General features: G+C 68.5%; 29 protein-coding genes and 1 pseudogene. 13 read left to right on the top strand and 17 right to left on the bottom strand.

The genetic code is table 11. The annotated features are described in order from the left end of the window. Positions 1–19 precede the first annotated feature (19 nt). On the bottom strand, positions 20–364 hold the full coding sequence (locus tag HQ314_RS00535) for an RNA polymerase-binding protein RbpA (protein WP_027505388.1): 345 nt from the start codon (positions 362–364) through the stop codon (positions 20–22). A 142-nt stretch (positions 365–506) separates the two neighbouring features. On the opposite strand from HQ314_RS00535, the gene HQ314_RS00530 reads away from it, so the two are divergent. Next, entirely contained in the window at positions 507–875 is a 369-nt protein-coding gene (locus HQ314_RS00530; protein ID WP_222648918.1) for a hypothetical protein, read from the top strand. A 6-nt stretch (positions 876–881) separates the two neighbouring features. On the opposite strand, the gene HQ314_RS00525 is transcribed toward HQ314_RS00530, so the two are convergent. The 5 genes from HQ314_RS00525 to HQ314_RS00505 form a co-directional block, all read right to left on the bottom strand. Beyond that, positions 882–1,748: an oxygenase MpaB family protein gene (locus tag HQ314_RS00525; RefSeq protein WP_222648916.1), complete on the bottom strand. Its 867-nt coding sequence runs from the start codon at positions 1,746–1,748 to the stop codon at positions 882–884. Beyond that, positions 1,745–3,193 (bottom strand): aldehyde dehydrogenase family protein, encoded by a 1,449-nt coding sequence (locus tag HQ314_RS00520; RefSeq protein ID WP_222648914.1) that lies wholly within the window; start codon positions 3,191–3,193, stop codon positions 1,745–1,747. The genes HQ314_RS00525 and HQ314_RS00520 overlap by 4 nt, the downstream gene beginning before the upstream one ends. 110 nt (positions 3,194–3,303) lie before the next feature. Continuing rightward, a complete protein-coding gene (locus HQ314_RS00515) occupies positions 3,304–4,584 on the bottom strand; it encodes a lipase family protein (RefSeq protein ID WP_222648913.1) in 1,281 nt (426 codons plus the stop codon). Positions 4,585–4,675: 91 nt separating this feature from the next. Further along, positions 4,676–5,230, bottom strand: a complete 555-nt coding sequence (locus HQ314_RS00510) for a TetR/AcrR family transcriptional regulator (RefSeq protein WP_222631193.1) — start codon at positions 5,228–5,230, stop codon at positions 4,676–4,678. A 25-nt stretch (positions 5,231–5,255) separates the two neighbouring features. Further along, positions 5,256–6,641 (bottom strand): cytochrome P450, encoded by a 1,386-nt coding sequence (locus HQ314_RS00505; protein ID WP_222648911.1) that lies wholly within the window; start codon positions 6,639–6,641, stop codon positions 5,256–5,258. Between the two features lie 116 nt (positions 6,642–6,757). Between HQ314_RS00505 and HQ314_RS00500 the strand changes: the two genes are divergently transcribed. The 3 genes and pseudogenes from HQ314_RS00500 to HQ314_RS00490 form a co-directional block, all read left to right on the top strand. Beyond that, positions 6,758–7,336: a TetR/AcrR family transcriptional regulator gene (locus HQ314_RS00500; protein ID WP_027505393.1), complete on the top strand. Its 579-nt coding sequence runs from the start codon at positions 6,758–6,760 to the stop codon at positions 7,334–7,336. A gap of 11 nt (positions 7,337–7,347) precedes the next feature. Beyond that, positions 7,348–7,791 carry a helix-turn-helix transcriptional regulator gene (locus HQ314_RS00495; RefSeq protein ID WP_027505394.1) on the top strand — a complete coding sequence of 148 codons (444 nt, stop codon included), beginning with the start codon at positions 7,348–7,350 and terminating at the stop codon, positions 7,789–7,791. A 58-nt stretch (positions 7,792–7,849) separates the two neighbouring features. Then, a pseudogene (locus tag HQ314_RS00490) lies at positions 7,850–7,963 on the top strand (VOC family protein); the annotation flags it as partial. On the opposite strand, the gene HQ314_RS00485 reads toward HQ314_RS00490, so the two are convergent. The 3 genes from HQ314_RS00485 to HQ314_RS00475 form a co-directional block, all read right to left on the bottom strand. Further along, positions 7,954–9,144 (bottom strand): FAD-dependent monooxygenase, encoded by a 1,191-nt coding sequence (locus HQ314_RS00485; RefSeq protein ID WP_222648909.1) that lies wholly within the window; start codon positions 9,142–9,144, stop codon positions 7,954–7,956. The pseudogene HQ314_RS00490 and the gene HQ314_RS00485 sit on opposite strands and share 10 nt — an antisense overlap. A 157-nt stretch (positions 9,145–9,301) precedes the next feature. Then, complete coding sequence (locus HQ314_RS00480) at positions 9,302–9,862, bottom strand: dihydrofolate reductase family protein (RefSeq protein ID WP_222648907.1); 561 nt, start codon at positions 9,860–9,862, stop codon at positions 9,302–9,304. Between the two features lie 12 nt (positions 9,863–9,874). After that, positions 9,875–10,438: a dihydrofolate reductase family protein gene (locus HQ314_RS00475; RefSeq protein ID WP_027505399.1), complete on the bottom strand. Its 564-nt coding sequence runs from the start codon at positions 10,436–10,438 to the stop codon at positions 9,875–9,877. Between the two features lie 114 nt (positions 10,439–10,552). Here HQ314_RS00475 and HQ314_RS00470 point away from each other — a divergent pair, with 114 nt between their 5' ends. The 5 genes from HQ314_RS00470 (at position 10,553) to HQ314_RS00450 (ending at position 12,885) form a co-directional block, all read left to right on the top strand. Then, positions 10,553–10,897: a helix-turn-helix transcriptional regulator gene (locus tag HQ314_RS00470; RefSeq protein WP_056444493.1), complete on the top strand. Its 345-nt coding sequence runs from the start codon at positions 10,553–10,555 to the stop codon at positions 10,895–10,897. After that, complete coding sequence (locus tag HQ314_RS00465; protein WP_056444490.1) at positions 10,894–11,370, top strand: SRPBCC domain-containing protein; 477 nt, start codon at positions 10,894–10,896, stop codon at positions 11,368–11,370. The genes HQ314_RS00470 and HQ314_RS00465 overlap by 4 nt, the downstream gene beginning before the upstream one ends. Positions 11,371–11,385: 15 nt before the next feature. Next, positions 11,386–12,009, top strand: a complete 624-nt coding sequence (locus HQ314_RS00460; protein WP_155956988.1) for an FKBP-type peptidyl-prolyl cis-trans isomerase — start codon at positions 11,386–11,388, stop codon at positions 12,007–12,009. A 5-nt stretch (positions 12,010–12,014) separates the two neighbouring features. Continuing rightward, positions 12,015–12,215, top strand: a complete 201-nt coding sequence (locus HQ314_RS00455; protein ID WP_027505403.1) for a hypothetical protein — start codon at positions 12,015–12,017, stop codon at positions 12,213–12,215. A gap of 334 nt (positions 12,216–12,549) precedes the next feature. Further along, a complete protein-coding gene (locus HQ314_RS00450; protein WP_222648905.1) occupies positions 12,550–12,885 on the top strand; it encodes a hypothetical protein in 336 nt (111 codons plus the stop codon). Here the strand turns inward: HQ314_RS00450 and HQ314_RS00445 are convergent, their stop codons facing one another. Then, the gene (locus HQ314_RS00445; protein WP_222637514.1) at positions 12,886–13,227 is read right to left on the bottom strand and encodes a nitroreductase/quinone reductase family protein; all 342 of its coding nucleotides are present in this window, start codon (positions 13,225–13,227) and stop codon (positions 12,886–12,888) included. Between the two features lie 159 nt (positions 13,228–13,386). Between HQ314_RS00445 and HQ314_RS00440 the strand changes: the two genes are divergently transcribed. Together HQ314_RS00440 and katG are read left to right on the top strand one after the other, a co-directional pair. Continuing rightward, on the top strand, positions 13,387–13,791 hold the full coding sequence (locus HQ314_RS00440; protein WP_261781362.1) for a Fur family transcriptional regulator: 405 nt from the start codon (positions 13,387–13,389) through the stop codon (positions 13,789–13,791). 92 nt (positions 13,792–13,883) lie between these two features. Next, positions 13,884–16,064, top strand: a complete 2,181-nt coding sequence (katG, locus tag HQ314_RS00435; protein WP_027505407.1) for a catalase/peroxidase HPI — start codon at positions 13,884–13,886, stop codon at positions 16,062–16,064. Positions 16,065–16,125: 61 nt separating this feature from the next. Here the strand turns inward: katG and HQ314_RS00430 are convergent, their stop codons facing one another. The 4 genes from HQ314_RS00430 to HQ314_RS00415 are packed head-to-tail and all read right to left on the bottom strand — an operon-like array spanning position 16,126 to position 19,996. After that, positions 16,126–17,454 (bottom strand): lipase family protein, encoded by a 1,329-nt coding sequence (locus tag HQ314_RS00430; RefSeq protein ID WP_222648903.1) that lies wholly within the window; start codon positions 17,452–17,454, stop codon positions 16,126–16,128. 59 nt (positions 17,455–17,513) lie between these two features. Next, a complete protein-coding gene (locus HQ314_RS00425) occupies positions 17,514–18,503 on the bottom strand; it encodes an ABC transporter substrate-binding protein (RefSeq protein ID WP_222637510.1) in 990 nt (329 codons plus the stop codon). A 56-nt stretch (positions 18,504–18,559) separates the two neighbouring features. Continuing rightward, positions 18,560–19,474, bottom strand: coding sequence for a TIGR03620 family F420-dependent LLM class oxidoreductase (locus HQ314_RS00420; protein WP_037185417.1), 915 nt, complete (start codon positions 19,472–19,474; stop codon positions 18,560–18,562). Positions 19,475–19,501: 27 nt separating this feature from the next. Then, positions 19,502–19,996 (bottom strand): SRPBCC family protein, encoded by a 495-nt coding sequence (locus tag HQ314_RS00415; protein WP_056444477.1) that lies wholly within the window; start codon positions 19,994–19,996, stop codon positions 19,502–19,504. A 126-nt stretch (positions 19,997–20,122) separates the two neighbouring features. Between HQ314_RS00415 and HQ314_RS00410 the strand changes: the two genes are divergently transcribed. After that, entirely contained in the window at positions 20,123–20,947 is an 825-nt protein-coding gene (locus HQ314_RS00410) for an SDR family oxidoreductase (RefSeq protein ID WP_037185420.1), read from the top strand. A gap of 17 nt (positions 20,948–20,964) precedes the next feature. On the opposite strand, the gene HQ314_RS00405 is transcribed toward HQ314_RS00410, so the two are convergent. Continuing rightward, a complete protein-coding gene (locus HQ314_RS00405; RefSeq protein ID WP_056444475.1) occupies positions 20,965–21,684 on the bottom strand; it encodes a Clp protease N-terminal domain-containing protein in 720 nt (239 codons plus the stop codon). Positions 21,685–21,756: 72 nt separating this feature from the next. Continuing rightward, positions 21,757–23,286 carry an NAD(P)/FAD-dependent oxidoreductase gene (locus tag HQ314_RS00400; RefSeq protein WP_222648902.1) on the bottom strand — a complete coding sequence of 510 codons (1,530 nt, stop codon included), beginning with the start codon at positions 23,284–23,286 and terminating at the stop codon, positions 21,757–21,759. Positions 23,287–23,340: 54 nt separating this feature from the next. Between HQ314_RS00400 and HQ314_RS00395 the strand changes: the two genes are divergently transcribed. Next, positions 23,341–24,381, top strand: a complete 1,041-nt coding sequence (locus HQ314_RS00395; RefSeq protein ID WP_261781316.1) for an AraC family transcriptional regulator — start codon at positions 23,341–23,343, stop codon at positions 24,379–24,381. A gap of 6 nt (positions 24,382–24,387) precedes the next feature. Here the strand turns inward: HQ314_RS00395 and HQ314_RS00390 are convergent, their stop codons facing one another. Then, positions 24,388–25,065, bottom strand: a complete 678-nt coding sequence (locus tag HQ314_RS00390) for an SDR family oxidoreductase (RefSeq protein WP_222631246.1) — start codon at positions 25,063–25,065, stop codon at positions 24,388–24,390.

The raw sequence follows: 25,065 nt of genomic DNA, 5'->3' as shown, positions 1-25,065 counted from the left end.
GACGACAGGGGAGAGGCGGTCAGACTCCGGCGCCGCGACGCTTCGCCTTGAGCAGATCCATCCGCTCCTTGAGCAGTTCCTCGAGCTCCTCCACCGAACGCCGCTCGAGCAGCATGTCCCAGTGGGTGCGCGGGGGCTTGACCTTCTTGGCCTCGGGCGCGGTGCCCTCGATCAGACTGCCCTCGAGACCGTTGCGGCAGAGCCAGGTGCCGGGCAGCTCGGCGTCGTCGGCGAAGGGAACGTCGAACTCCTCGCCGTTGTCCGTCCGGTATCGAGCCATGCGCCGGGGCGCGAGGTCGTGGTCGCGATCGGTCTCGTAGCTCACCGCTCCGAGTCGACTACCTCGTAGAACGCGATCTGCCATGGTGGAGTCCTCTCTCGATCGTGGTACGCATGTCGCGTCCGTCGAATTCAACGCGCGTGGTGCGCGGAACGTTCCCGCACGCGAACACCCCATTCTAACCGGTGATGCGGCAGGGTCCGCGCACGTCGGTATCGTCGGGTCGATGCGGGGTGAATCCGGGACGGTGGGCGGTGGGATCGGTCGGTCCCGTGCACGGCGCCCGAGCACGTGTCTGTGGTGCGGTCGGCCGGTGATCGAGGGCGCTGCGGGTCGGCGCCGACGGTACTGCCGTCAGTCCTGCCGTCAGCGCGCCTACGAACAGCGGACGTCGCTGAAGGACACCGTCGTCGCGGACGACGCCGTGGTGCTCACGGAGGCCGAGGCCGGTGCCGCCGCCGATCGCGCGTTCGGAGTCCGGTGCGCCGCCGAGGACGTGGCCACGGCCGTCGCGGAGGGCGCCGACGCGGCCGAACTCGCCGAGCTCTGCGACCGGTTGGTCACCCTGGCCAAGGACGCGGAACGACTGCGCTGATCCTGATCAGACACCCAGGTCGCTCGGGTGGTAGCCCTGCGGATACCCGGGGTACGTCCGGTTGCGCGGATCCTGCGCCGACCGCGATGCCGTCCGCTTGGGCAGCAGACGCTCCACGCGGCCTCGGGCCTGCAGCGCCGACTCGAGCGCCGGGCGCACGGCGGGGACCGGGTCGCCGAACCCGAAGGCGCGGGTCATGTCCTGATCGATCATCGACAGCACGGCGCCGCGCACCGCGGAGCGGACCGGGCGCGGGTACCACGACGCCAGCAGGTCGCGGGTGTACTCGCCGATGGCCCTGTTGTCGTCGGAGTAGACGAACCGCTCGCGCTCGTACCGCACCTTGAAGGCGTGGAAGTCGGCTGTCGACGCGGGAATGTCCCGGATGCCCATCCGGATCCCGACCTCGCGGTAGAACGCGACGCTTGCGATCCGTTCGTGCGGATGCAGGCGCCGCCACCCGTAACGGTCGATCCAGTCCAGCGGATCGAACGCGAAGGTGGAGAGCACGTACAGCATGTCGTCGTTCGAGATGTCGTAGCGCGCGTGCATGCGGTTGACCGCGCGGAGCGACGCGCGCCCGCGCTCGGAGTCGTACCCGTGTTCCACGAGTTCCGACATCAGCAGCGCGGTGTCGTCGTACCGCTTCTGGGGGCGGTGCTCGAACTCACCTGTCTTGCGGAGCAACGCCGAGATGGTGGGCACGCAATAGGTGCGGAACAACGCGAACTCCAACGCGCGCTGATAGTCCCAGGGGAACTCGCAGCCCGCCGTGATCTTGAGGACGGTGGCCGCGTCCGCCACCGGATCCAGCTCGTCGATCACCCGCACCCACCCGAACCGCCCGAAGCGCGGTCGGGGGAGGGTGGTCATCGCCCGTAGACCTTGGTCAGCAACAGTCGTGCGACCGCGACGTCGCGTCGCTTGCGCGTCATCGTCACCAGGCCCAGCGGGGCGGCGAAGCGCTGCTTCGTCACCGACTTCACCCGGGAGAACTCCCGCAACCCGTCGGCGCCGTGGATCCGTCCGAAGCCCGAGTCGCCGACTCCGCCGAACGGCAGTGCGCCCACCGCCGCGAAACCCAACACGGAGTTGACGGTCACCACGCCGACGCGCAGCCGGTCCGCCGCCCGCTCGGCCGCAGCCTTCGACGCGGTGAAGACCGATGCACCCAGCCCGTACTTCGACGCGTTGGCACGCTCGATGCCCTCGTCGAGATCGCGGACGCGGTTGACCACCACGGTCGGACCGAAGGTCTCCTCGGCGACGGCCGAGCTGTCCTCCGGCACGTCGAGCAGCACGATCGGATCGACGTACGGCGCCCGGACGGATTCGAGTCCGCCGACGACGGCGCGACCACCGCGAGCCAGGGCGTCCTCGACCTGGTCCCGCACGATGTCGACCTGCTTCGGCAACGTCATGCGTCCGTACTGCGCATCGTCCGCGTCGCCGACCCGGAGGCCGCGTACGCGGGAGGTCAGGATGTCGACGAAACGATCGGCGACCTCCTCGACCACGTAGATGCGCTCGACGCCCGCGCAGGTCTGGCCCGCATTGCCCATGGCGCCGAAGGCGGCGAAGGTCGCCGCGGCCTCGAGGTCGGCAGTGGCGTCGACGAGGAGTGCGTCCTTGCCGCCGCCCTCGACCACGATCGGCGTCAGCGTCTCCGCGCACACCGCCATGACCTTCTTCGCCGTCGCGGTGGACCCGGTGAACGCGAGCTTGTCCACTCCCGAGCGGCACAGCGACTCGCCGACCCGACCGTCACCGGTGACGGTCTGCAGCACCTGGTGCGGCGCCGCCAGCGACGCCCAGGCGTCGGCCAGCCAGGTACCGGTGCGGGGAGTGAGCTCGCTGGGCTTGAAGACGACGGCGTTGCCGGCGGCCATCGAGTACGCGACCGACCCCATCGGCGTGTAGACCGGATAGTTCCACGGGCCGATCACGCCGACGACACCCATCGGTTGATACCGCACGGAGGCAGCGTGATTGATGCTCACCAGACCCGGGAAGACGGACCGCTCCCGCAGGACACGGCGGGCGTTCTTCGCGGCCCACGTGAGATGTTCCACCGCCAGCATGACCTCGAGCAGGGCGTCGTCCTTCGGCTTACCCGTCTCGTCGCGCACGGTGTCGACGAGCGACGCCGACGTCCGGGCGATCGTGGATCGGAACTCGAGCAGCCACCCCTTGCGATCCGTGAAATCGAGAGCGCCCCACCACAGTGCCGCGTCACGCGCGCGGGCGACGGCCGCGTGCACCTCTCCGTCGGACGGCGTCGGTGCCGCGGTGCGTTCCGGAGAGTGCTGGACGGTCATGTGTGTACCCCTCAGTCAGCCGAATGATCCACTGTGATCGGTGACACTATGGCTGATCGCCGTCCACGACAATGACCGAGCCGACCGTGGTCGGTGACCCGAACCGACCGTCAGGCGATGTCGCACCCGGCGATGGGGACGTCGGCGAACCGATCCATCAGATACGCCGCGGCCGCACCGCCGTAGCCGTCGATGATCTGCGGACCGAAGTGGTTGGGCAGCACCGCACCCGGCAGGATCGGCGGTAGCGGGTTCGACCGGAACGTCACCGACGCACCCTGACCGCACCACTCGTCCGCCAGGGTCCGCGCCTGTCCGTACGGCACCGTGTCGTCGTTGACGCCGCTGGTGATCAACACCGGGGCCGACGGCCGCAGGGTGCCGGTGCGCAGCTTGTCGAAGATGGGGCCTGCCTCCGGAACGGACCGCAGGTTCTCGGACATCGACAGCCCGTCCTTCGTCAGCGTCTCGGTGCGCAGGAACGGATACGTCAGGATCGTGTCGGCGATGCACTGGGTCGACAGGTCGTTCAGCACTGTCTTGCCGTGATCGGAGACGCGCTCCTCGACGCGGGCCCGCAACGACGGGTTTCGCTCGAGGACTCCGTTCAGTGCGTACCCGATAACTCCGCCGATGAGAGTGCCGTCCACCGTGTTCAGCACGTCGAGCAGGTCGGCCGTCGGTGCGCCCGCCCACGTGCCCTTGATGTTCAGTTCCGGTGCGTAACTCGCCGCCGACTCGGCCGCGGCGGCGGTGGCGCCGCCGCCCTGCGAATAGCCCCAGAGACCGATGGGGGAGTCGGGGTCGCCCGCCAGCGCGTTCGCCGCTCGCGCACCGTCGAGCACCGCGTGCGCCTCCTCCGGCCGGTTGACGTAGGTGTGCAACCCCGGCGTGCCGAGACCGATGTAGTCGGTCACGAAGACGCGCGCGCCCATCGACCCCCAAAGCGTCGACGACACGAGTTCCTGGTTCGCCGAGAGGGACAGCGGGTCCGTCGTCAGATTCAGCCCGAGCGGGAACGCCCGCGACGGCGCGCACTGGTCGCCCTGCCCCACCGTTCCCGGAGCGACCACGACGGTGGGTCTGGGGCCGGCGCCGCGCCAGGGAACGGCCGAGTCGATGAACGTTCCGGTCACCGCGACGGGCTCGTCGTTCTCGGTCCGCGAGGTGTACATGACGCGCTGCGCGGTGGCGGGGTAGCGACCGTCCACTCCCGGTGCAGCGAGAAAGAGCGACATCGGCTCGGTGCGGAGCACCGTGCCCGGCGCACCCGCGACGTCCGTCGGTGGGGAGTAGAAGTCGTCACCGGGGGCTGCGTCGGCGAGTGCGGGTGCGACACCGATCAACGCCACGAGCACCGCTCCCACGATCAGACTGCGTGACAGTGTCATCGACTTCCTTCCCGCTGCGCGGACCCCCCGGCAGGCGCCCTGAAGTTAGACAGTTCCGGCACCAGGTGTCAAGGTCACGAGGTGAAGCCCGTCACTCCGGCGGCACGGTCATCGACGCCGGGAGCCACCGCAGGAGGAAGGCGCGGAGGTCGTCGTCGTCCGCGATGGACGGATCGTCGAAGAGCACGACGGACAGTCCGAGACGAGTGGTGATGAGGACGATGTCGTCCAACACCTCCGCGACCCGGGGGTCGAGTGCGGTCAGCGGGGACAGTAGATCTCGCACGACGGGAATGGCGTGCTGGACGACATCGGGATGCAGCACCGGGTTGATGCCGTCCAACCGCAGCAGCGCTCCCATCGCGGGAATGTCGCGCACCGCCCGCCGACCACCGATCACCATCTCCACGACGTAGTCGCGCACGGTCTCCGGGCCGTCGAGGCGCGACCGGATCTCGGTCATGACCTCGACCGCCAAATGCTCCATCGTGCGGGTCACCAACACCTCGCGCGTGCCGAAGATGGAGTACACGGTCTGTCGGGAGACCCCGGCAGCGGCGGACACACCCGCGATGGTGACGCCGTCGAAACCGTGCTCCGCGATCACCTCGAGGGTGGCCTCCATGATCTTGCCGCGCGATCGCATGGGACCAGTGTGCGGGATCCTCACGTCAGCTGCGGTCGCGCCGAGCCAGCTCGAGCTCGAACCCGGCCGGCATGAGGGTCAGGCGTTCCTCGATGGCGAGCTCGTAGCCCGGATCGGGAGCGACGTCGAAGGTCTGGAGGATCGTGCCCAGCACCAGCAGCGACTCGTGGAGAGCGAACTGGCGCCCGATGCAGGCACGCTCGCCCGTGCCGAACGGCTTGTAGGCGTGCGGCGGCCTGGCCCGCACGTTCGCCGACAGGAAGCGGTCCGGGTCGAACACCTCGGGATCCGGCCCCCAGACGGGATCGCGATGCAGACCGGGGATCAGCACCAGGGCCCAGTCGCCCGCGGCCATGGGACGCCCGCCGACCGTCGTGTCGTGGCGTGCCTCGCGCGCGTAACCAGGGGCCGTCGGCCACAGGCGCAGTCCCTCGTCGAGAACCCGTCGGACGAAGCGCAACTTCGCCACCTGCTCGAAGGACGGCGTGTCCGCACCCCACACCTCGTCCACCTCCGCACGCGCCCGAGCCCACATCTCGGGATGCCTCGACAGGTAGTACAGGGCGAACGACAGTGAGCCGGAGGTCGTCTCGTGTCCGGCGATGAGGAAGGTGACGATCTGATGCCGGATGTTCACCTCGTCCAGCGCGTTGGGATCACCGTCGCGTGCCGCCTGGAGCATGATGTCCAGCAGATCGCCGTCGCCGCTCGTCTCACCGTCCCGGCGGGCCCGCACGATGTCGTCGAGCAACTCGGCCATGAAGGCCTTGTCGGCATCGTTCCGCCGTTCGCGACGCCGGAACACCAGGTCGCCGACGACGGGGAGCGGCAGCAGTGCGCGGCGCTGGTTGTGCTGCAGGGTCCGCACCATGGCCCGGACGAACGGGTGCGTCTCGGCGCGGGTGAACGAGTCGAAGCTGTAGCTGAACCCGGTGCGGCCGATGGTCTCGAGCGTCAACTTGGTCATGTCCGAGGAGACGTCGACCCGATCACGGGACGACCAGTGCGACACCAGCTGTCCGGCGACGTCCACCATGATGTCGTGGTAGCTCCGCATGGCCGACTGCGTGAACGCCGGCCGGAGGAGATCGTGGGCCTTGCGCCAGTTCGGTTCGTGCGAGTACGCCGTGAACAGTCCGTCCCCGCCGATCGAGCGAAGTCCGGCGACCGCGGGTGCCACGTGCTTGACGAACCGCGACTCGTCGCTGAGTTCCTCCACGAGATCGGCGCCCGACACGATCACGAACCGGCGCCCCAGGACCACCCGCTCGAAGATGGGGCCCAGCTGCGCGGCCAGCGCCACCGAGTCCTGCACCGGGGTGCTCGCGTGTACGCCCAGCACGTCGCCCAGCACCGGGAGTCGTCGAGGGGGATGGGGAAGCGGAGAAGTGGACGAGATCGTGGTGACCACGGTCGGACCCTTTCGCGTGGGTGGCCGGCGTACTGAACCGGGATACAACAGCGGACGGTACCCCCTACTGAACGCGTGTCAAGTATCACGAGGAGTCCCGTAACATGGCGCAGGTCATGACCACTCCCCGCAAACGCCTGTCACCCGATCAGCGTCGGCACCAGCTGCTCGAGATCGGGTCACGACTGTTCGCGGAACGGCCTTACGACGAGGTGTGGATCGAGGAGGTCGCCGACCTGGCCGGCGTCTCGCGTGGGCTGATGTATCACTACTTTCCGTCCAAGAGGGATTTCTTCGCCGACATCATCCGGCTCGAATCCGCTCGGATGGTCGAGATCACGGCTCCCGACACCACGCTGCCCGTCGAGCACCAGGTGTCCGCCGGACTGCGCGCCTACATCCGCTACTCCACCGATCACGCTCACGGACTACGGGCCATCAATCGAGGAACGATGTCGGGCGACGTCGGTATCCAGGCGATCCTCACGGCCGAGTTCGAGACGCAGCAGCAACGGATCCTGGCGGCTCTGGGACCCGACGACGGCGCGGACGAGGTGACGCGGGTGGCCGTGGCCGGGTGGGTGTCGTTCGTTCGCGCCGTGTGCGTGGACTGGGTGGACCGGCAGTCGATCTCGGCCGACGAGGTGCATGATCTCTGCATGCGCGCACTGCACGGACTGCTGCGCCGTTCCTGAGAGGAGGACGCGTGACCGACACCGGTGCGGACTCGCGACACCTCGACGATCTGCGTCGTCTCCGTCGAGTACGGGATCGAATGGACCGCGAGTACGCCACGCCACTGAACCTCGAGACCCTGGCGCGCGACGCGCACGTGTCCGCGGGGCACCTGAGCCGGCAGTTCCGCGCCGCGTACGGAGAGTCGCCCTACGCGTACCTGATGACGCGGCGCATCGAACGAGCCATGGCGCTGCTCCGGGGGTCGGAGAGGTCGGTGACGGAGATCTGCTTCACCGTGGGGTGCTCCTCACTGGGCACCTTCAGTACCCGTTTCTCCGAACTGACCGGACTGTCCCCGTCCGCGTATCGGCAGCAGAACCAGTCCACGGAGGTCGGCGCGCCGTCGTGTGTCGAGAAGGTGGTCACCCGACCGATCAGGAATCGAGAAGCGGACCGCGTAAGGCGAACCTAGTGTCGTCGCCATGACACTCACCATCGCCTCCAGCTTCCTCCCGCAGGACGATCCGGAGGCCGCGGATGCCGACATCGTGCAGGAACCGACCGACCAGCCCTACGGGATCCGGGACTGCGCGGTGCGTGATCCCGCGGGCAACCTGATCCGCATCCAGCAGCGTCAGCGGTAGTCGCTCAGATCGAGGTTCGCGTCGTCCGAGCCGCCGAACCTGCCGGCCAGCGCTCGCACCGGCGCCGAACCGGCCAGTCGCACAGCAGAGTTGAAGACCGCGAGCCCCACTGCCGTCTTCGGGTGCGCCAGCCTCGGCGTTCCCGGCGGCAGCGACTGCACCGTGTCGACGAAGGGACGCATCCGAGCGTCCCATGCCGTGAACGCGGCCCGGTGATCATCGGTGCGGGCGAGTTCGGCGGCCAGTACGTAGGCACCGGTGATCGCCAGTGTCGTGCCCATCCCACTCACCGGAGTCGCGCACCAGGCCGCGTCGCCCACCAACGCGACCCGGCCCGACGACCACCGTGGGGCGCGCACCTGAGCGAGACGGTCGACGTACAGCTCCGAGGCGGAATCGAGCGACTCCAGGATGCGGGGAGTCTCCCAGCCGGCGCCGGCGAACGTCGCCCGAAGGGCGGCGACGACCTCCGACTGCCCTGCCCGCTCGAGGCCGGTCGGCCCCGACAACCAGGACAGGCTGAAGCGCGTGGTGCCCTGGTTGTCCGGGCGCAAGCCGGCCACACGTCCGCCGGTCGCGTTGTACCAGCGCCACCATGCATCGTCGTCCGAGGTGCGGGGGAGCACCCCGTAGGCGGTGTACAGCCCGAGATCTCGCGTGACGGCCTCGCCGGGAAAGACGATCTCCCGGCTCCCGGACCGCACTCCGTCGGCGAACACCACGAGGTCGTAGCGCTCGGGAGCGCCGTGCTCGAACGTCACGTCGACACCGTGGGCGTCCTGATCGCAGCCCACGACCCGGTCGCCGTAGCGGTACTCGACGTCCGGTCCCGACGCGTCGACGAGGATGCGCGCGAGTTCGCCGCGGAGGATCTCCAGCTCGGCCGTCGCGCCTCCGCTGTCCGCCGTACCGGCCGGGAACGACGCGATCGTCGCACCCCGTCGATCGACGAACCGGGTGCCCTGTTCCGTCGTGGTCGCGGCGAAGAGAGCGTCCTCCAGACCCATGCGGCGCACGACCTCGCGGCCGGGACCACGAATGTCGATGTTCTGCCCGCCGAGCCGAGGCGACGGCGCGCGCTCGACGACCGTCACGGCACGACCCGACCTCGCGAGCCAGTACGCGAGGGTCGGGCCGGCGATGCTGGCCCCGGTGATCAGTACACGTCGTTCCACAGTCACGATCTTCGCCTTCCGTGCTCACGACCTGTGCGGTACAGGAAGGACTTCGTCGACCGACGGTACGTCGGTCGACGTGCGACGCTCAGGCAGGGTTCCAGGTGAAACCGAATTGTGCCGATAATCGACATTATGTCAACTATCGTGAATCTCCCAACCCCTACCGCGCCAGGTACCTCGCCAGGTGCAGTCCACCCGAGAACGTCCGCGTCTCCACCAACTCCAGACCCGCCCACTCGTCGAGCGCCGTGAAGAACGGCGTACCGGCGCCCACCAGAACCGGGTGCGTCATGATCACGTACTCGTCGATCAGCCCGGCCCGCATCGCCGCCGCGGCCAGTGTGGCGCCGCCGATGTCCATCGGCCCACCGTCGCCGGCCTTCAGTCGGACGATCTCCGCCACGGCGTCACCTGTGACGAGCCGCGCGTTGCCCTCCACCGCGTCCAGGGTGGACGAGAACACCACCTTGGGCATGTCGCGCCACCGACGGGCGTACGCGACGTGTGCGGGCGTCGCCCCTGGCTGCCGATCGGCCGTCGGCCAGTACGCGTTCATCGCCTCCCACAGCCTCCGCCCGTAGAGCGTGAGTCCCGTCGAGTCGACGCGGTCGGACCACCACTGGAACGCCTCGTCGCTCGGCACGCTCCAGCCGAGGTCGCCGTCGGGCGCCGCGACGTAACCGTCCACACTCGCGTTCATCGCGAATCTCAGTGTCCGCATGACGTTTCCCCGTCAGCGGCGCACATCGAACACCTGCTTCTGGACACCGTTGCCGTAGACCTCGTGCTCGACGAGCGTCAGCACCGTGGTGTCCTTGTCCGTGTCGCTGAACAGGCGCAGTCCGGCGCCGAGCAGCAACGGGAACACCAGCAGGTGGTATCTGTCGACCAGCCCCGCGTCGGCCAACGCACGTCCCAGCGTCGCGCTCCCGTGCACGAGGATCGGTCCGCCCTCGGTCTCCTTCAGCGCGGCGACGTCGTCGAGTGATCGAAGAACCGTTGCAGGCCAACGCGAATCATCATCGTCGAGCGTCGTCGAGACCACGTACCGCGGCATGGCGTTGTATCCGGCGAAGTCCTCCATCGTGGGCCACACGGGCGCGAACGCCTCGTAGGATCGGCGACCGAGCAGCAGTGCGGCGGCCTCCCCCTGCTCCCGCCCCTTGATCTCGTACGCGGCCTCGTCGAACTCGACGTCCGTGAAGGTCCAGCCCGCGTTGCGGTATCCGGCCTCTCCACCAGGCGCCTCCATCACGCCGTCGAGCGAGACGAACGCGGTGACGATCAACGTGCGCATGTGCACTCCTTCGTTCCCGGTGGGCGCTGGTCGGCCCACGAACACTCTGACCGACGCGCACCCCGAAAGTCATCGGTTGCGCCACACCCCGGATCGCCTGTAATACTTACCCTTATGGCTAACCATACGGCAGAACTCGACGCCGTGCTCACCGCCCTCGGAGATCCGACGCGGCGAGCAGTCGTCCGGCGTCTCGGTGCCGGTCCGGCAAGCGTCGGTGAACTGGCGGCGCCGTTCCCGATCGCGCTTCCCACCTTCCTCAAACACGTCCGCAGTCTCGAGTCGAGCGGGCTCATTCGCACGGCCAAAGTAGGACGCGTCCGGACGTGCACTCTGCACAGGGAACGACTCGACCTCGTCCAGGACTGGCTCGACGATCAACGACACCTCTGGGAGAGCCGCACGGATCGGCTCGAACAACTCGTCACCTCCCCGACTCCGACGGAAGAAGACTCATGACCGCGCTCCCGATCGATCCTGCCCTCGACCTCGTACTCGATCGCGTCATCGCGGCTCCTCGTCACCGCATCTGGGAGGCATGGACGAACTCGTCGTTGCTGTCACAGTGGTGGACACCGGCACCCACCGTCACTCGGGTGGACCACCTGGAGGTGCGACCGGGCGGGGCGTTCGTCACCGAGATGAGCGACGACGGAACGACATTCGTGCCCCACACCGACGCCGTGTTCCTCGTCGTCGAGCCCGACACCCGGCTGGTGTTCACCAACACTCTCGACAGCGGGTGGCGCCCCGCGTCGCCGCAGCCGGTCGCGATGTCAGCGGAGATCACGCTGACCGACCACCCGCGCGGCACTGCTTACCGGGCCGTCGTCCGTCACGGAGATCCGACGACACGCGATCGTCACGCGAGCCTCGGGTTCGCGGAAGGGTGGGGCTCGGTCACCGCAGCACTCGCCCGGCTGGTCGAGTAGTCGGGCGGCTGTAGCGTGTCGGGCGTGAACTCCTCTCGTACCCTCGGTGTCCTGCTGGCCTCGTCCGCGTCGCTCGTCCTGGTGCTGTCCGGATGCAGCTCCGACAACGACACGCCATCTGCCGCCACCTCCTCCAGCGCCGCATCCTCGTCCGCGGGGTCGTCGTCGACCGCAGCTGCCGAGTCGTGCCCCACCGCGGCGCCCGAGTCCGGTGCCGCGGCCGAGTGGGACCTCGACGGTGACACGGGCAGCATCGCGGTGACCGGGTCCACCGACGATGCCGCTCCCCTGGTCACCGTCGAGGCACCCTTCAGCGTCGCGGAGACGCAGGTGCAGACATTGCAGGCCGGCGACGGCCCCGTCGTCGCGGCGGACGCCACCGTCTCCGTCTGCTACATGGGCGTCAACGGACGCGACGGATCCACCTTCGACAGCAGCTACGAGCGCGGCGCCCCGGTCGAATTCCCCCTCGACGGTGTCGTGGCCGGTTTCCAGAAGGCCATCGCCGGCCAGACCGTGGGATCGACGATCGGCGTCGCGGTGACCTCCGCGGACGGTTACCCCAACGGTCAGCCGCGCGCGGGCATCCAGCAGGGCGATTCTCTGATCTTCGCGATCAAGGTTCTCGGCGTCAGCTGAGCAGCATGACGAGGGACGTGCCGGTCGACCGCGGACCGCTGTTCGACGGTGTCCGCATCGGCCGGCCGGCGACCGGTGCGTTGATCGACGCGGGGTATCGCACGGTGCACGACCTCCCGGCGAACCTCGCGACTTTGTCCGCGCTACACGGAGTGGGGCCGTCCGCGATCAGGCGGTTGGCCGAGGCACGCGACGATCGGCGATGAGGGGAACCTCGCCAGAATCGACGCGGCACTGCGGCACCGCAGGCGGAGACTCCGCACAACGATGCGCGAGAGGAGATCTGGGCGGTTCTGGGCGAGATCCTCGTCGCGAACGTGTCGGCCCGCGAGCTGGCGTCGTCGCTGCGTGAAATCGACGAGCTCTGCGACCGAGTGGAGTCGTCGTGGACGGTGATCGATGCTCCCGATCTCGTCGCCGACCTCTGGACTGTGCGGGCGTACCTACGCCACTGCGCACCCTGGCTCGACGACGATGACAGGGCGGCGGTCCGCACGAACGTCGGGTCCCCCTGGACCACAGCAGATCTCCCGGTCCTCGATGTCGCTCGTCGCCGCCTCGGCGATCCACGGGCGACGGCGATGCGCGCGCGCCGCGCTCGTGCCACGCTCGGTGCGCACCACCGGCGTGGGCGTCCGGCACGCCGACGTCGACGACCTGGCGGCGGTGCTGGACGAGCGGGCCGCGACGAGTGAGGGTGTGGCCTGCGTCATCGGGATGCCGTCTCTACCGGGCACCGCGAGGATCCGATCGTCGAGCGCACGATCGGCGAAGGGCCTCGGGTTCGATCTCGTCGACCGGTCGAGTGCGGACAGCGTCGTCGATCGCTACGTGGCGATGACCCGCGCGACCCAGCAGCTCGTCGTACTCCGTTGATCAGCTGTCGAGGGTGATCACCACACGCACGCCACCCTTGTCGGCGACCACCGCCTGTGCGCTCCCCCGATGCTGATGGCCCGCGATGTCGACGGTCACCGGGGCGGGGTCGGGATGGAAGTTGCGCCACCAGGCTTTCTGGCTCGGTGCCGCGACCATCACGGTGACCCTGTCGCCCGATCGCCGGTAGGAGACGGGCAGCGAGATGGTCCGGCCCGACCGTCGGCCGGTGTAGGTGATGGTGGCCAGGCCACGCCCGAGAACGGCGGACAGCACAGGCAGTCGCATCAGCGGTCGAACGACCTGGTTCGCGGCGTTGGCGACGGTCTGGAACGCGGTCATCTTCGTACCCCCTGCGAGCGATGGATGTCGCCTCGCATCATGCCCCCGCGGGGGCCGGACGACACGCCGTTCGACCCGTGTTCGCGCCCCGTTTCCTGACTCATTCCAGAAAAGTCGTGCATACTGTTCGACGTGAGCCCATCGTCGAACTACCCGGAGATGCTGCGTGGTGCCGCGCTCCGAGTCACCCGCCCCCGTCTGGCGGTGCTCGACGCGGTGCACGAACATCCGCACGCCGACACCGACACCGTCTACGGAGCCGTTCGGGCCACCCTGCCCGAAGTCTCCCGCCAGGCCGTGTACGACGTGCTCCACGCTCTCACCACCGCGGGACTGGTACGGCGCATCCAGCCGTCCGGCTCGGTCTCGCGGTACGAGAGCAGAATCGGCGACAATCACCACCATGTCGTGTGCCGCGCGTGCGGCACCATCGCCGACGTGGAATGCGCCGTCGGCGAGGCTCCGTGCCTCACTCCGTCGGAGGCCCATGGTTTCGTCGTCGACGAGGCAGAGGTCATCTACTGGGGCCTGTGCGAGAACTGCTCCACCAGCGTCAGCCCCTGATCTCGAGGCGCGAAGGCGCCGCGAAATCAGTTCATTCATCTTCTCTTGGAGGGAAACTCGTGTCCGAGGACCACACAACACGCGAAAAAGAGATGAACCAGGACCAGCCGCAGGACGCGTCCGGCGGCTGCCCTGTCATGCACGACAAGATGCCGATGCCGGTCGAGGGTGGCACCAACCACGAGTGGTGGCCCAAGGCACTGAACCTCAAGATCCTGAAGAAGAACCCCGCCGTCGGCGATCCGATGGGCGCCGACTACGACTACGCGGCCGAGTTCAACTCGCTCGATCTCGCCGAGGTCAAGCGCGACATCGAAGCGGTCATGACGAACTCGCAGCCGTGGTGGCCCGCGGACTTCGGCCACTACGGCCCCTTCTTCATCCGTATGGCGTGGCACGCAGCCGGCACGTACCGCAAGCAGGACGGACGCGGCGGAGCCGGAGCCGGCATGCAGCGCTTCGCACCGCTGAACAGCTGGCCGGACAACGCGAGCCTGGACAAGGCCCGTCGCCTGATCTGGCCCGTGAAGCAGAAGTACGGCCGCAAGCTCTCCTGGGCCGACCTCATCGTCCTGACAGGCAACGTCGCCATCGAGTCCATGGGACTGCCCACCTACGGCTACGCCGGCGGTCGCGTCGACGCCTGGGAGCCGGACGAGGACGTCTACTGGGGCCCCGAGCAGACCTGGCTGGGCGACGAGCGCTACGACGGTGATCGTACGAGCCTCGAGAACCCGCTGGCAGCCGTGCAGATGGGCCTGATCTACGTCAATCCCGAAGGCCCGAACGGCAACCCGGATCCCGTGCAGTCCGCACTGGACATCCGCGAGACCTTCGGCCGCATGGCCATGAACGACGTCGAGACCGCAGCACTGGCCGTCGGCGGACACACCTTCGGCAAGACCCACGGTGCGGCCGACCCCGATGCGCACATCGGAGCCGAGCCCGAGGGCGCCCCGATCGAGCAGATGGGTCTCGGCTGGAAGAACAGCTTCCAGAGTGGTGTCGGCGCGGACGCGATCACGAGTGGCCTCGAGGTCATCTGGACCCCGACCCCGACGCAGTGGGACAACACCTTCCTCGAGACGCTCTACGGCTTCGAGTGGGAGCTCTACAAGAGCCCCGGCGGCGCACATCAGTGGCGTCCGAAGAACGGTGAGGGCGCGGACCTGGTTCCGGATCCCGCGGACCCGACCAAGCGTCGCCACCCGTCGATGCTGACCTCGGACATCGCGATGCGCGTCGACCCGATCTACGAGCAGATCACCCGTCGCTGGCTCGACCACCCCGAGGAGCTCGCAGAAGAGTTCCAGAAGGCGTGGTTCAAGCTGACCCACCGCGACATGGGACCGGTCAGCCGGTACCTCGGACCCGAGGTGCCGTCGGAGACCCTGCTGTGGCAGGACCCGATCCCGGCCGTCGACCACGAACTGATCGACGATGCACAGATCGCCGAGCTCAAGTCCACCATCCTCGATTCCGGACTGAGCACCGAGCAGCTCATCTCGACCGCGTGGGCCGCAGCGTCGTCCTTCCGCGTCAGCGACAAGCGCGGCGGTGCCAACGGCGGTCGCCTGCGCCTGCAGCCGCAGGCGGGCTGGGAGGTCAACGAGCCTGACGAGTTGGCACAGGTCATCCGCGTGCTCGAGGGCATCCAGGAGTCGTTCTCCGGAACGGTGTCGTTTGCCGACCTCGTCGTCCTCGGCGGCGTCGCGGCACTCGAGAAGGCTTCGGGCGTCAGCGTTCCGTTCACCCCGGGCCGCATGGACACCACGCAGGAGCAGACGGACGTCGATTCGTTCTCGGACCTCGAGCTGAAGGCCGACGGCTTCCGTAACTTCCTCGGCAAGGGCCAGAAGCTGCCGGCGGAGTACTCCCTCGTCGACCGGGCGAACCTGTTGTCACTCAGCGCACCCGAGCTGACCGTCCTCGTCGGTGGTCTGCGTGTTCTCGGCGCCAACTACCAGAACTCGTCGCACGGCGTTCTGACCGACAAGGTCGGCACACTGTCCAACGACTTCTTCGTGAACCTCCTCGACATGGGCACCGAGTGGGTTCCCACGTCCGAGGACGGCATCTACGAGGCCAAGGATGCTGCCACCGGTGCGACGAAGTGGACCGGCACCCGTAACGACCTGGTGTTCGGCTCGAACTCCGAACTCCGTGCCATCGCCGAGGTGTACGCCTGCGACGACGCGAAGGACAAGTTCGTCCAGGACTTCGTCGCCGCGTGGGACAAGGTCATGATGCTGGATCGCTTCGAACTGGCCTGATCTCGCTCCTGAACACCACACCACCCCCGCACCGAGTCCTCGGTGCGGGGGTGGTGTCGTCTCAGCGTCGGGTGCGGCGGACGGAGATGGGGAGCCCGGTCAGCGCTCTCGCCGCCGAGCCTGCCATGGCCAGATAACCCGCGGCGCTGCGCCACGACGCCGCCACCGAGAAGACGGTCCTGGTGGCCGCGAGTCCCGGTCGGCGCCCGGCGAACCGGTCGTCGAGCCATCGGAGCGTCAGCGGGACCGACAGCGGCAGCAGCGTGAGGTGCTCGCTCGTGCGATCGCGGACGTACTCGACCTCGGCACCCGCGTCTCGATAGCGCGTCACCTGCCCGTCGACGTCGTCCACGGCGATGATCTGATCGTGCGTCGCCTGCAGGACGAGCAGCGGGAATCCGGGCGCCGAGCGGCCCGGCTGGATCTCCTCGAAGATCGTCACCATCTCCGGACGAGCCATGACGTCGGCGATGGGAATGGTCGAGTAGGCGTCGAGGTCGAACCCGCGGAGCGCGATGATGGCCTGCATCGTGGTCATCTTGTTCGTCGACGCCAGCAGCTCGAGACCCTCCTCGGTGACGAACTCCTGCATGACGTCGTCCAGGGACGGGTAGGTACGCCGCAGACCCTCGATGACGAGAGTCGGCAGCGCGGCGTAGCGGGTGGCGTTCAGCCGGAAGAACGCCGACGCCGGATCACCCACCGGCGACCCGAGAACGGCTCCGACGACATCGATCTCGGGTGCGTACTCCCCCGCGGCCTCCGCCGCCCAGGACGACGCGAGCCCGCCACCCGAGTATCCCCACAGTCCGACCGGTGTGGTCGTGTCGAGACCGAGCTCGTCGAACGAGAGCGCGGCCCGGACGGCGTCGAGAGTGCAGTACCCGGGCTCGAGCGGCGCACCCCAATGCCCCTCGGCGCCTTCGTGATCCGGGATCGAGATTGCCCAACCCAGACGCAGGGCGTGCAGGACGAGCAGGAACTCGTACTGCGGCACCGTGCCGCGCGCACGTGACCCGAGCCGGAGCGCGTACGACGGGAACGATCGACCGGACACGGCGTCGATGGCGCACTGATACGACAGGAGTGGTCGCGTCGCGTCGGGGACGGCTCCGGCGGGCAGCAAGACCGTGGTGACACTCACGCGTGGCACGCGCTCGAGATCCTCGGTGCGATACAGCAGCTGCCAGGCCTGCACGCGCTGCCGCACCCGGCCGAACACACCGATGCGCACGGGTCTGGTGCGCAGGACGTCGCCGCACGCGGCACTCTCGAAACCGTCGGGCGCGACGTAGAACGGGTCCCGCTCCGGGGTGGTGACCGGGCCCTCGGACCAGTGCTCGGTCTCGGGCGGGCCGCCCCCGTCCCTGTCGTACTGCTCGATGCTCATGCCCACGGTTACCCCTGTCGTCGGGTCACACTAACCTTCCGACCCGTGAGCAGGACCGATCAGCCCTCGACGGTGCCGACGCGGGTGGCCGGATCGTCGTCCGAGGCCCGTGCGAGCACCGGGACGAGCGCGTCCACCGCGTACGGAAGGCTGAGGGGGCTGGCGAAACCGAGAGCGGCCGGCACGGTGGTCCCGAATTCGCCGACGTAGACGGTGCGATCCTCCTTCACCACGTTCAGGCTCTGCAGCAGCGGATCACCGGCGACGTCCTCGGGAGTGACGCCCAGCAGCACGAGAGTCTGCTGATCGAGCAGGTCGTAGCGCTCCGGGCTCACCGTTCCGGTGGTCTCGGGCGTCGCGAAGCCGAGGTCGGTGAAGAACCTGTTCCGCGGGTCACCGCTGTCGAGGATGTAGAAGGTGCCGTCGAGATAGAGCGCGACCGCAGCCGTGCGGCCGGCGAAGGACGGGTTCTCGGTCGTGGCGTCTACGAACGTCGCGTCGACCTCGTCACGCACGGTCTCTGCCTCGGCCGTCTTGCCCAGGGCGGTTCCGTACGCGGCCAACTGGTCTCGCCACGACGGGGTCTCCGACCCGTCCGAGCCGGGGATGTCGCCGACCGTCGTGGCGATCTGTCCGAGCTGCTGGTACTCGGGCTCCTCCAGATAGGCGTACGTCGCCATGATGAGGTCGGGCTCCGCGGCCGCGACACCTTCGAGATCGAGTGTGTCGCTTCCCACCTCGGGAATCGTGGCACCGTTCAGCTGCTGCTGGGCCCACGGTCGGGTGGTGTAGTCGTACCCCGTGAATCCGCGGGTGGCCACGGGTGTGACACCGAGAGCGAGCGCGAAGTCCTGGTCGTTGTACCCGGCGGTCACCAGACGCTCCGGCGCACCCTCGACCGTCACGGTCCCGAACTTGTCGGTGACCTCGGCCGGGAAGGCTCCCGACGCGTCCGCGGCCGGCGCCGAGTCCGTGTCCGACGAGCTGCACGCCGCCGTTCCGAGCAGAAGAACGGTGGCCGCGACGGACACACCGACGGAGACGCGCATGAAGAACCTTTCGGGGACGACTGGTGGAGCAGGCTTGCGGTAAGGCTACCCTCAGCTCAACGGGAGAGCTCGAGGGCCTCACCCAGTCGACGCCAGTCGTCCACCGGCGGAACGTTCATCGCGGATCCGAGGACCTGGACGAGGACGCTGGTGGCTCCCGCCTCGATGTGCTCGCGCACTCGGGCCACAGTCGCGTCGAGTCCGCGCGTCACCATCGCCTCGGCGAGCTTCTCGCTGCCGCCGCGGACGAAGTCGTCCTGCCCGAAACCCAGACGCTCCCAGTTGTTCCGGTAGTTGGGTAGCCCGGTGTAGATGTTCAGATGCGCGTGCGCGCGTTCGGCCCACACCTCCGCGTCGGTGTCGGCGACCGGGTCCACCACCGCCGCCTGCTCGACGACCAGTTCCGGGCGCTTCTCGCCGTCTCCGGCATCGAGGATCTCGCGGGCCGTCGCCGTGTGCTCCGGTGTGACGAGGTACGGATGCGCCCCCGCGGTGCGATCGCGGGACAGCTCGAGCATCTTCGGACCCAGCGCCGCCAGCAGTCGTGGTGGGTTCTGCTCTTCCCCCGCCACTGCCGCGGGTGCGTTGTCGAGTGCGTCGAGATACTCCCGCATCGCCGCGACGGGCTTGCCGTAGTTGTGACCGCGCATGCGCTCGACCAGCGGAGCGTGCGACACGCCGAGTCCCAGGACGAACCGACCACCCGAGACGGCATGCAGGGTACGTGCCGCCGATGCGGTCGCCACGGCGTCGCGGGCGTAGATGCTCGCGATGCCGGTACCGACGATCAGCGACGACGAGGCGCCGAGGTACATCTGCGCGGCGGTGAGCGCCTCGCGGCCGTAGGCCTCGCCGAACCAGAGCGAGTGCCAGCCCTGCGACTCCACCTCCCCCACCACGTCGGGAACCGCGGAGGCGGAGACCCCGTCGAGCGTTCCGGTCCAGATGCCGATCGTCGCGTGTGCCGTCATGGCGTCCAGTGTGCCCGCACTCGCACCCTACGAATCCGGGGGACCGTCGACGGTCTGCCGGAGCCGTTCGAGGGTGGCCGCGATGTGGTCGCCGTTGACCGTGGCGCGGTCGCGGACACCCGTCGCCAGTCCGCCGACGCCGACGAACCACCGCGGACGCCGGTCCCACATCCGCTCGGTCACCGTGGTCTCGCCGCCGTCGCCACCGCCGTCGATGTCGTAGCGCCAGTGCGCGATCGGCAGCGAGAACGGGCCGTAGTGCACGTCGAAGGCGAAGGTTGCTCCGGGGTCGGCGGCGGTCACGGTGCATGTGGTCGACCATCGATGCAGACCGTTGCGGTTCCGACCGACGAAGGACGCACCCGGACGGGCGCCGGAGCTCCCCACCCACCGCATCGAGTGCGTCTCGTCCGCCAGATCGGCGAGTCGGTCGAGATCGGTCAGGAGGGCGTACACGTCCTCGGCATCGGCGCGGACCGTCACGGATCCGGACGCGAGCGGAGCGGTCGAGTCAGGCGTCACCGGTGCACCGTAGCGACCCGACAGCCTCGATACGGGCGATCGACGACGGTGTCGCCTGAAGTCAAGAACGACGGCCCGCCGTCCGCGATGATCGAGACGTTGGTACCGCCGAGCTCAGGAGTTGTCATGTCGTCCTTGCCCCCCTTCCGCTTTCCCGGCGCCACCGCGCTCGTCACCGGCGCCGCCAGTGGCATGGGTGAGCAGATGGCCCACGAGCTCGCGCGACGGGGCACCGATCTGATCCTGCTCGACCGGGACGCCGATCGGCTCGCCGACGTCGCACGCGCCATCGAGTCCGCCTCACCGGCACGCAGCGTCGACGTCGTCGTCGCGGACCTCTCCGACCTCGACGCGCTCGGCGTGGTCATCGACGGTGTGATCGAGCGGCACGAGCGCATCGACCTGCTGATCAACAACGCCGGTATCGCGTTCGGCGGCTCGTTCGAGCAACTCACCGCCAAGGACTTCGACTCGGTGATGACCATCAACTTCCATGCGCCGGTGGACATCACCCGACGTCTGCTGCCGACGATGCGCCGATCCACGGGCGCGCACATCGTCAACGTGTCGAGCTTGTTCGGCATCGTGGCGCCTCCGGGGCAGTCGGCCTACTCGTCGTCGAAGTTCGCCATCCGCGGGTTCACCGAGTGCCTGCGCCACGAACTGGCGCCGACGATCGGCGTGACGTCGGTGCACCCCGGCGGCATCAAGACCCGCATCGCCGAGACGGCCGGTTCGGCCGCCGGAGCGACGGACAAGGAGATCGCGGACGGCAAGGCCACCTTCGCCAAACTGCTCACCTATCCCGCGGACAAGGCTGCACTCCGCATCCTCGACGGGGTCGAGAAGCGCAAGGGACGGGTCCTCATCGCCGCGAGTGCCCACACCGTCGACATCCTCGCCCGCGTGTTCCCGTCCGCCTACTACGCCGTGATGCGCCGCGGCATGTGACGGACGCGCTGCCGCTCTCAGGACAGATCGAGAGCGGCAGCGAGGTCGGTCTCCACCTGGTCCCTCGTCACGCCGAGACCACTGAGCAGCCCCGTCCCGTTCTCGAACTCCAGCATCGCGAGCAGCACGTGTTCGGTGCCGACGTAGTCGTGGCCGAGGCGCAGCGCCTCGCGGAACGTCAGTTCCAGAATTTTCGCCGTCGCAGCATCGAACGGAACGAGTGCCGGCGGCTCACCGTGCTCCCCCGCGGACGAACCTCGTGCCGAGACGGCGGCGCGTACGTCGTCGGGCGTCACCGATTGTGTCGCGAGCAGACGGGTGCCGAACGAGTCGGGGTCCTGCACCAGTCCGATCACGAGATGGTCGGGAGTGATCGACGACACCCGTTGCGCTCGGGCCTCGGTCTGCGCCGCCACCACGATGTTCTTCGCGCGCTCTGTGAAACGAGCGAAACCCTGGCTCGCGTTCAACGCCTCGTCGGCGTGCGGCCTGGCCACGAACTTCTTCTGCACGGCCTGTTTGCTCACTCCCATACTGCGGCCGATGTCGGTCCAGGACGCCCCGGACCGACGAGCCTGGTCGACGAAGTGTCCGACGAGATGGTCGGCCACGTCGCCGAGTCGCTCGGCGGCGACGACGGCTCGCGAGAGCTGGATCAGGGGGTCGGTGTCGGTGCGAGAGACGGCGACGATCAGATCGTCGAGGCGCACGCCGGGCGCGGGATCGGTATCGGTCATGCGTCAACCGTAGGGTGACGACCACCCATCGTCAACCCCAAGTTGACGATGGGTGGCCTTCTGCGGTGCGCGTCAGGCGACTCCGGCGGCGCGTCGCACCGACCGACGCGGCGTGCCCGAGAGGGTCTTGCCGAGATCGCCCCGCAGCGTGGTGACGGAGTCGAGGATGTAGTTCTGACGCACCAACCACGGGCCGTGATCGCCCTGCCGGGGAAAGGCGTCGATCGAGCGCTGGACGTAGCCGGACTGCAGGTCCAGCAGCGGACGCTCCTCGAGCGGGCCGTCGGGCTGCGGGACGATGGACGCGAAGTCCTTGTCGTCCATGTAGCCGAGCACGCGGCACACGAGACGCGACGTCAGATCGGCGCGCAGAGTCCACGACGCGTTGGTGTATCCGATGCAGATGGCGAAGTTGGGGACACCCGTCATCATGGCGCCCTGCCACACGAACTGCTTCGACAGATCGACGGTCACGCCGTCCACCTTGGGCTCGATACCGCCGAAGGCGAGCAGTTGCAGTCCCGTCGCGGTGACGATGACGTCGGCGGGCAACGAGGCGCCCGATTGCAGGTCGATGCCGTCGGGCCGCACGGAGGCGATGCGGTCGGTGACGACCGACGCCTTCCCCTTCTTCATCGCCTTGAACAGATCGGCATCGGGGACGGCGCATAGTCGCTGATCCCAGGGGTTGTACTCGGGCGTGAAGTGCTCGGCCACCAGCTTCTCGTCGCCCAGGATCTTGGTCGAGAGGTTGGTGAGGAGCCGCCGTGCCGCCTGCGGACGACGCCGACAGAACTGGTAGAAACCGGTGCTGAACAGAATGTTCTTGATGCGGATCACGCTGTGCGCCAAGCCTGCCGGGAGAAGATCACGGATCTTGTCCGCCTGCTTGTCCCGTCCGGGGACCGCGCTGATCCAGGTGGGCGAACGCTGCAGCATCGTGACGTGACCGGCGTCGCGCGCCATCGACGGCACGAGGGTCACTGCGGTGGCGCCACTGCCGATCACGACCACGTTCTTGCCGGCGTAGTCCAGATCGTCGGGCCAGAACTGGGGATGCACCACGGTGCCCTCGAACGTGTCGAGTCCCGGGATGTCGGGGTTGTAGCCCTTGGCGTAGTCGTAGTAGCCCGAGCAGCAGTACAGGAAGCCACACGTCATCTGCTGCTGCGAGGTTCCCGACTCGTCGGTCACGTCGAGAGTCAGGGTCCAGCGAGCCTCCGCGGTGGAGAAATCCGCGCCGACGACGCGGGTCCCGTACCGGATGTGCTCGTCGATCCCGAACTCCGCAGCGGTCTCCTCGATGTACTTCAGAATCGAGTGCCCGTCGGCGATGGACTTCGCTTCGCGCCACGGCTTGAACTGGTAGCCCAGCGTGTACATGTCGGAATCCGAGCGCACACCAGGGTAGCGGAACAGATCCCAGGTGCCGCCCATCGAGGACCGCGCCTCGAGGATGGCCCACGACTTGCCGGGATGCTCCGTCGACAGGCGGTAGCCCGCACCGACGCCGGAGAGCCCAGCGCCGACGACGATCACGTCGAGATGCTCGAGGGTGGTGTCGGTCGGGGACGAGTCGAGTCGATCGGTGGTGGACGTCATGACTCCAGTGTCCTCGTGCCACCACCCGATGGCTTGACACCTCACGACAACTAGTTGACTTCAGACGACAACTGGCCCAAGGTGAGCGCTGTGCCCGCCATCCGCTCCGCCGGTCTCCGCGGCTTCCGCGCGACCGTGGCCGAACTGGGCGGGGACGCCGAGGCGTACGCCGTCGCGGCGGGGCTGCCCGTGGACGCGCTCGACGCCGACGACCTCCTCGTCGAGGACGTCGCCATGGCCGCGGTTCTCGAGATCGCCGCGGCGGAGCTGGCGTGCCCCGATCTGGGGTTGCGGATCGCACGGCGCCAGGATCTCGGCATGCTCGGGCCGCTCGCACTCGCGATCCAGAACTCCTCGACCGTGGGGGAGGCACTCGAGTGCACCGAGCACTACCTGTTCATCCATGCCCAGTCGCTCAGCCTGCGTGCCGAACCCGACCCGTACGGGACGCCGGGGATCGTCGCGCTGCGGTACGGAACGAGGCCCGGGGTCGTCGCGCCCGTCCAGGGCACCGACATGGGCCTGGGGTTCCTCCACCGCGCCACCATCGCACTGGTCGGCGGGTCGTACGGACTCCGCTCGGTCGAGCTCCCCTACGTGCCGGCGGCTCCGGTGTCGGTCTACGAGAACTTCTTCGGCGTCGCGGTCAGCGTCGGCCGTCCCGCCGCCGTCCTCCGGGTCCCGGCCACACTCCAGAACCGACCGCTCCACGGCGGGGACTCGAACCTCAAACGTTTGGCCCTCGCCTTCCTCGCCCGACAAGGTGCCGGACCCACCACCGAGGTGGCGCCGCGGGTGCGCACCATCCTGCAGCAGTCCCTCGGCACCACCCCACCGCACATCGACGGTGCCGCACATCTGCTGAACCTGCACCCGCGGACGTTGCAACGCCGATTGGCCGGGGAGGGAACGTCGTTCGCGGCTATCGTCGACGAGGTGCGCCGCACGGAGGCCCATCGGTACCTCACGACGACGTCGCTGCCGATGAGTCAGATCGCGGCCGCGGTGGGACTGTCCGAGCAGTCCGCCTTCACTCGTGCGTGCCGACGGTGGTGGAACGCGACGCCCACCACCGTCCGCCGCGGCGCTCTCTGACCCGACTCAACTGAAGTCGGTCGACGCCAGATCCTTCTCGTCGTCCACGATGGCCTTGACGATCCGGTCGGCGACAGCGTCCGGATCGAGACCGTCCGGCATGGTGGGCGCCGTACCCGCGATCGCGCGCCCTGCCAGACCGGTCTCGGTGTGCGGCGGACGTACGTCCACGACCCGCAGCTTGCGCCGACGCGCTTCCGGTCGAGCCGCCTCGACGAACGCGCTGATGCCGGCCTTCGCCGCGCAGTACGCAGCCATCCCGCCGACGGGCTTCTCCGCGATCACCCCACTGATGCTGACGACGACGCCCCCGGACTCCACCTCGGTGAGTGCCGATCGCACCAGCCGCAGTGGCGCCAGCAGATCCACCAGCAGGAGATCGTCGACGGTGTCGTCGTCCACCTCGGCCGCGGGTCCGAACGCCACCACGCCCGAGGCGATGACGACGCCGTCGAGCGTCCCGGTGTGGCTCTTGGCCGCCGCGATCAGGTCGGCCGGGGCCGCGGGGTGGGTCAGGTCCGACGCCACGAGGTGCGCGCTGCCCAGGTCGACACCGGCCAGCGTCTGCTCCGAGCGGCCGGACGCGGTGACGGTGGCGCCGGCGTCGAGCAGGCGGCGAGTGATGCGCGATCCGAGAGCGCCGGAAGCGCCGGTCACCAGGAAGTGCTTGCCCGGGAGGTCCAT

Source organism: Rhodococcus sp. BP-332, from assembly GCF_019836065.1.
In the GTDB taxonomy this organism is placed as follows: Bacteria; Actinomycetota; Actinomycetes; order Mycobacteriales; family Mycobacteriaceae; genus Rhodococcoides.
The sequence above is the reverse complement of the archived record's forward strand: the minus strand, read 5'-3'. Positions and strand labels throughout refer to the sequence as shown.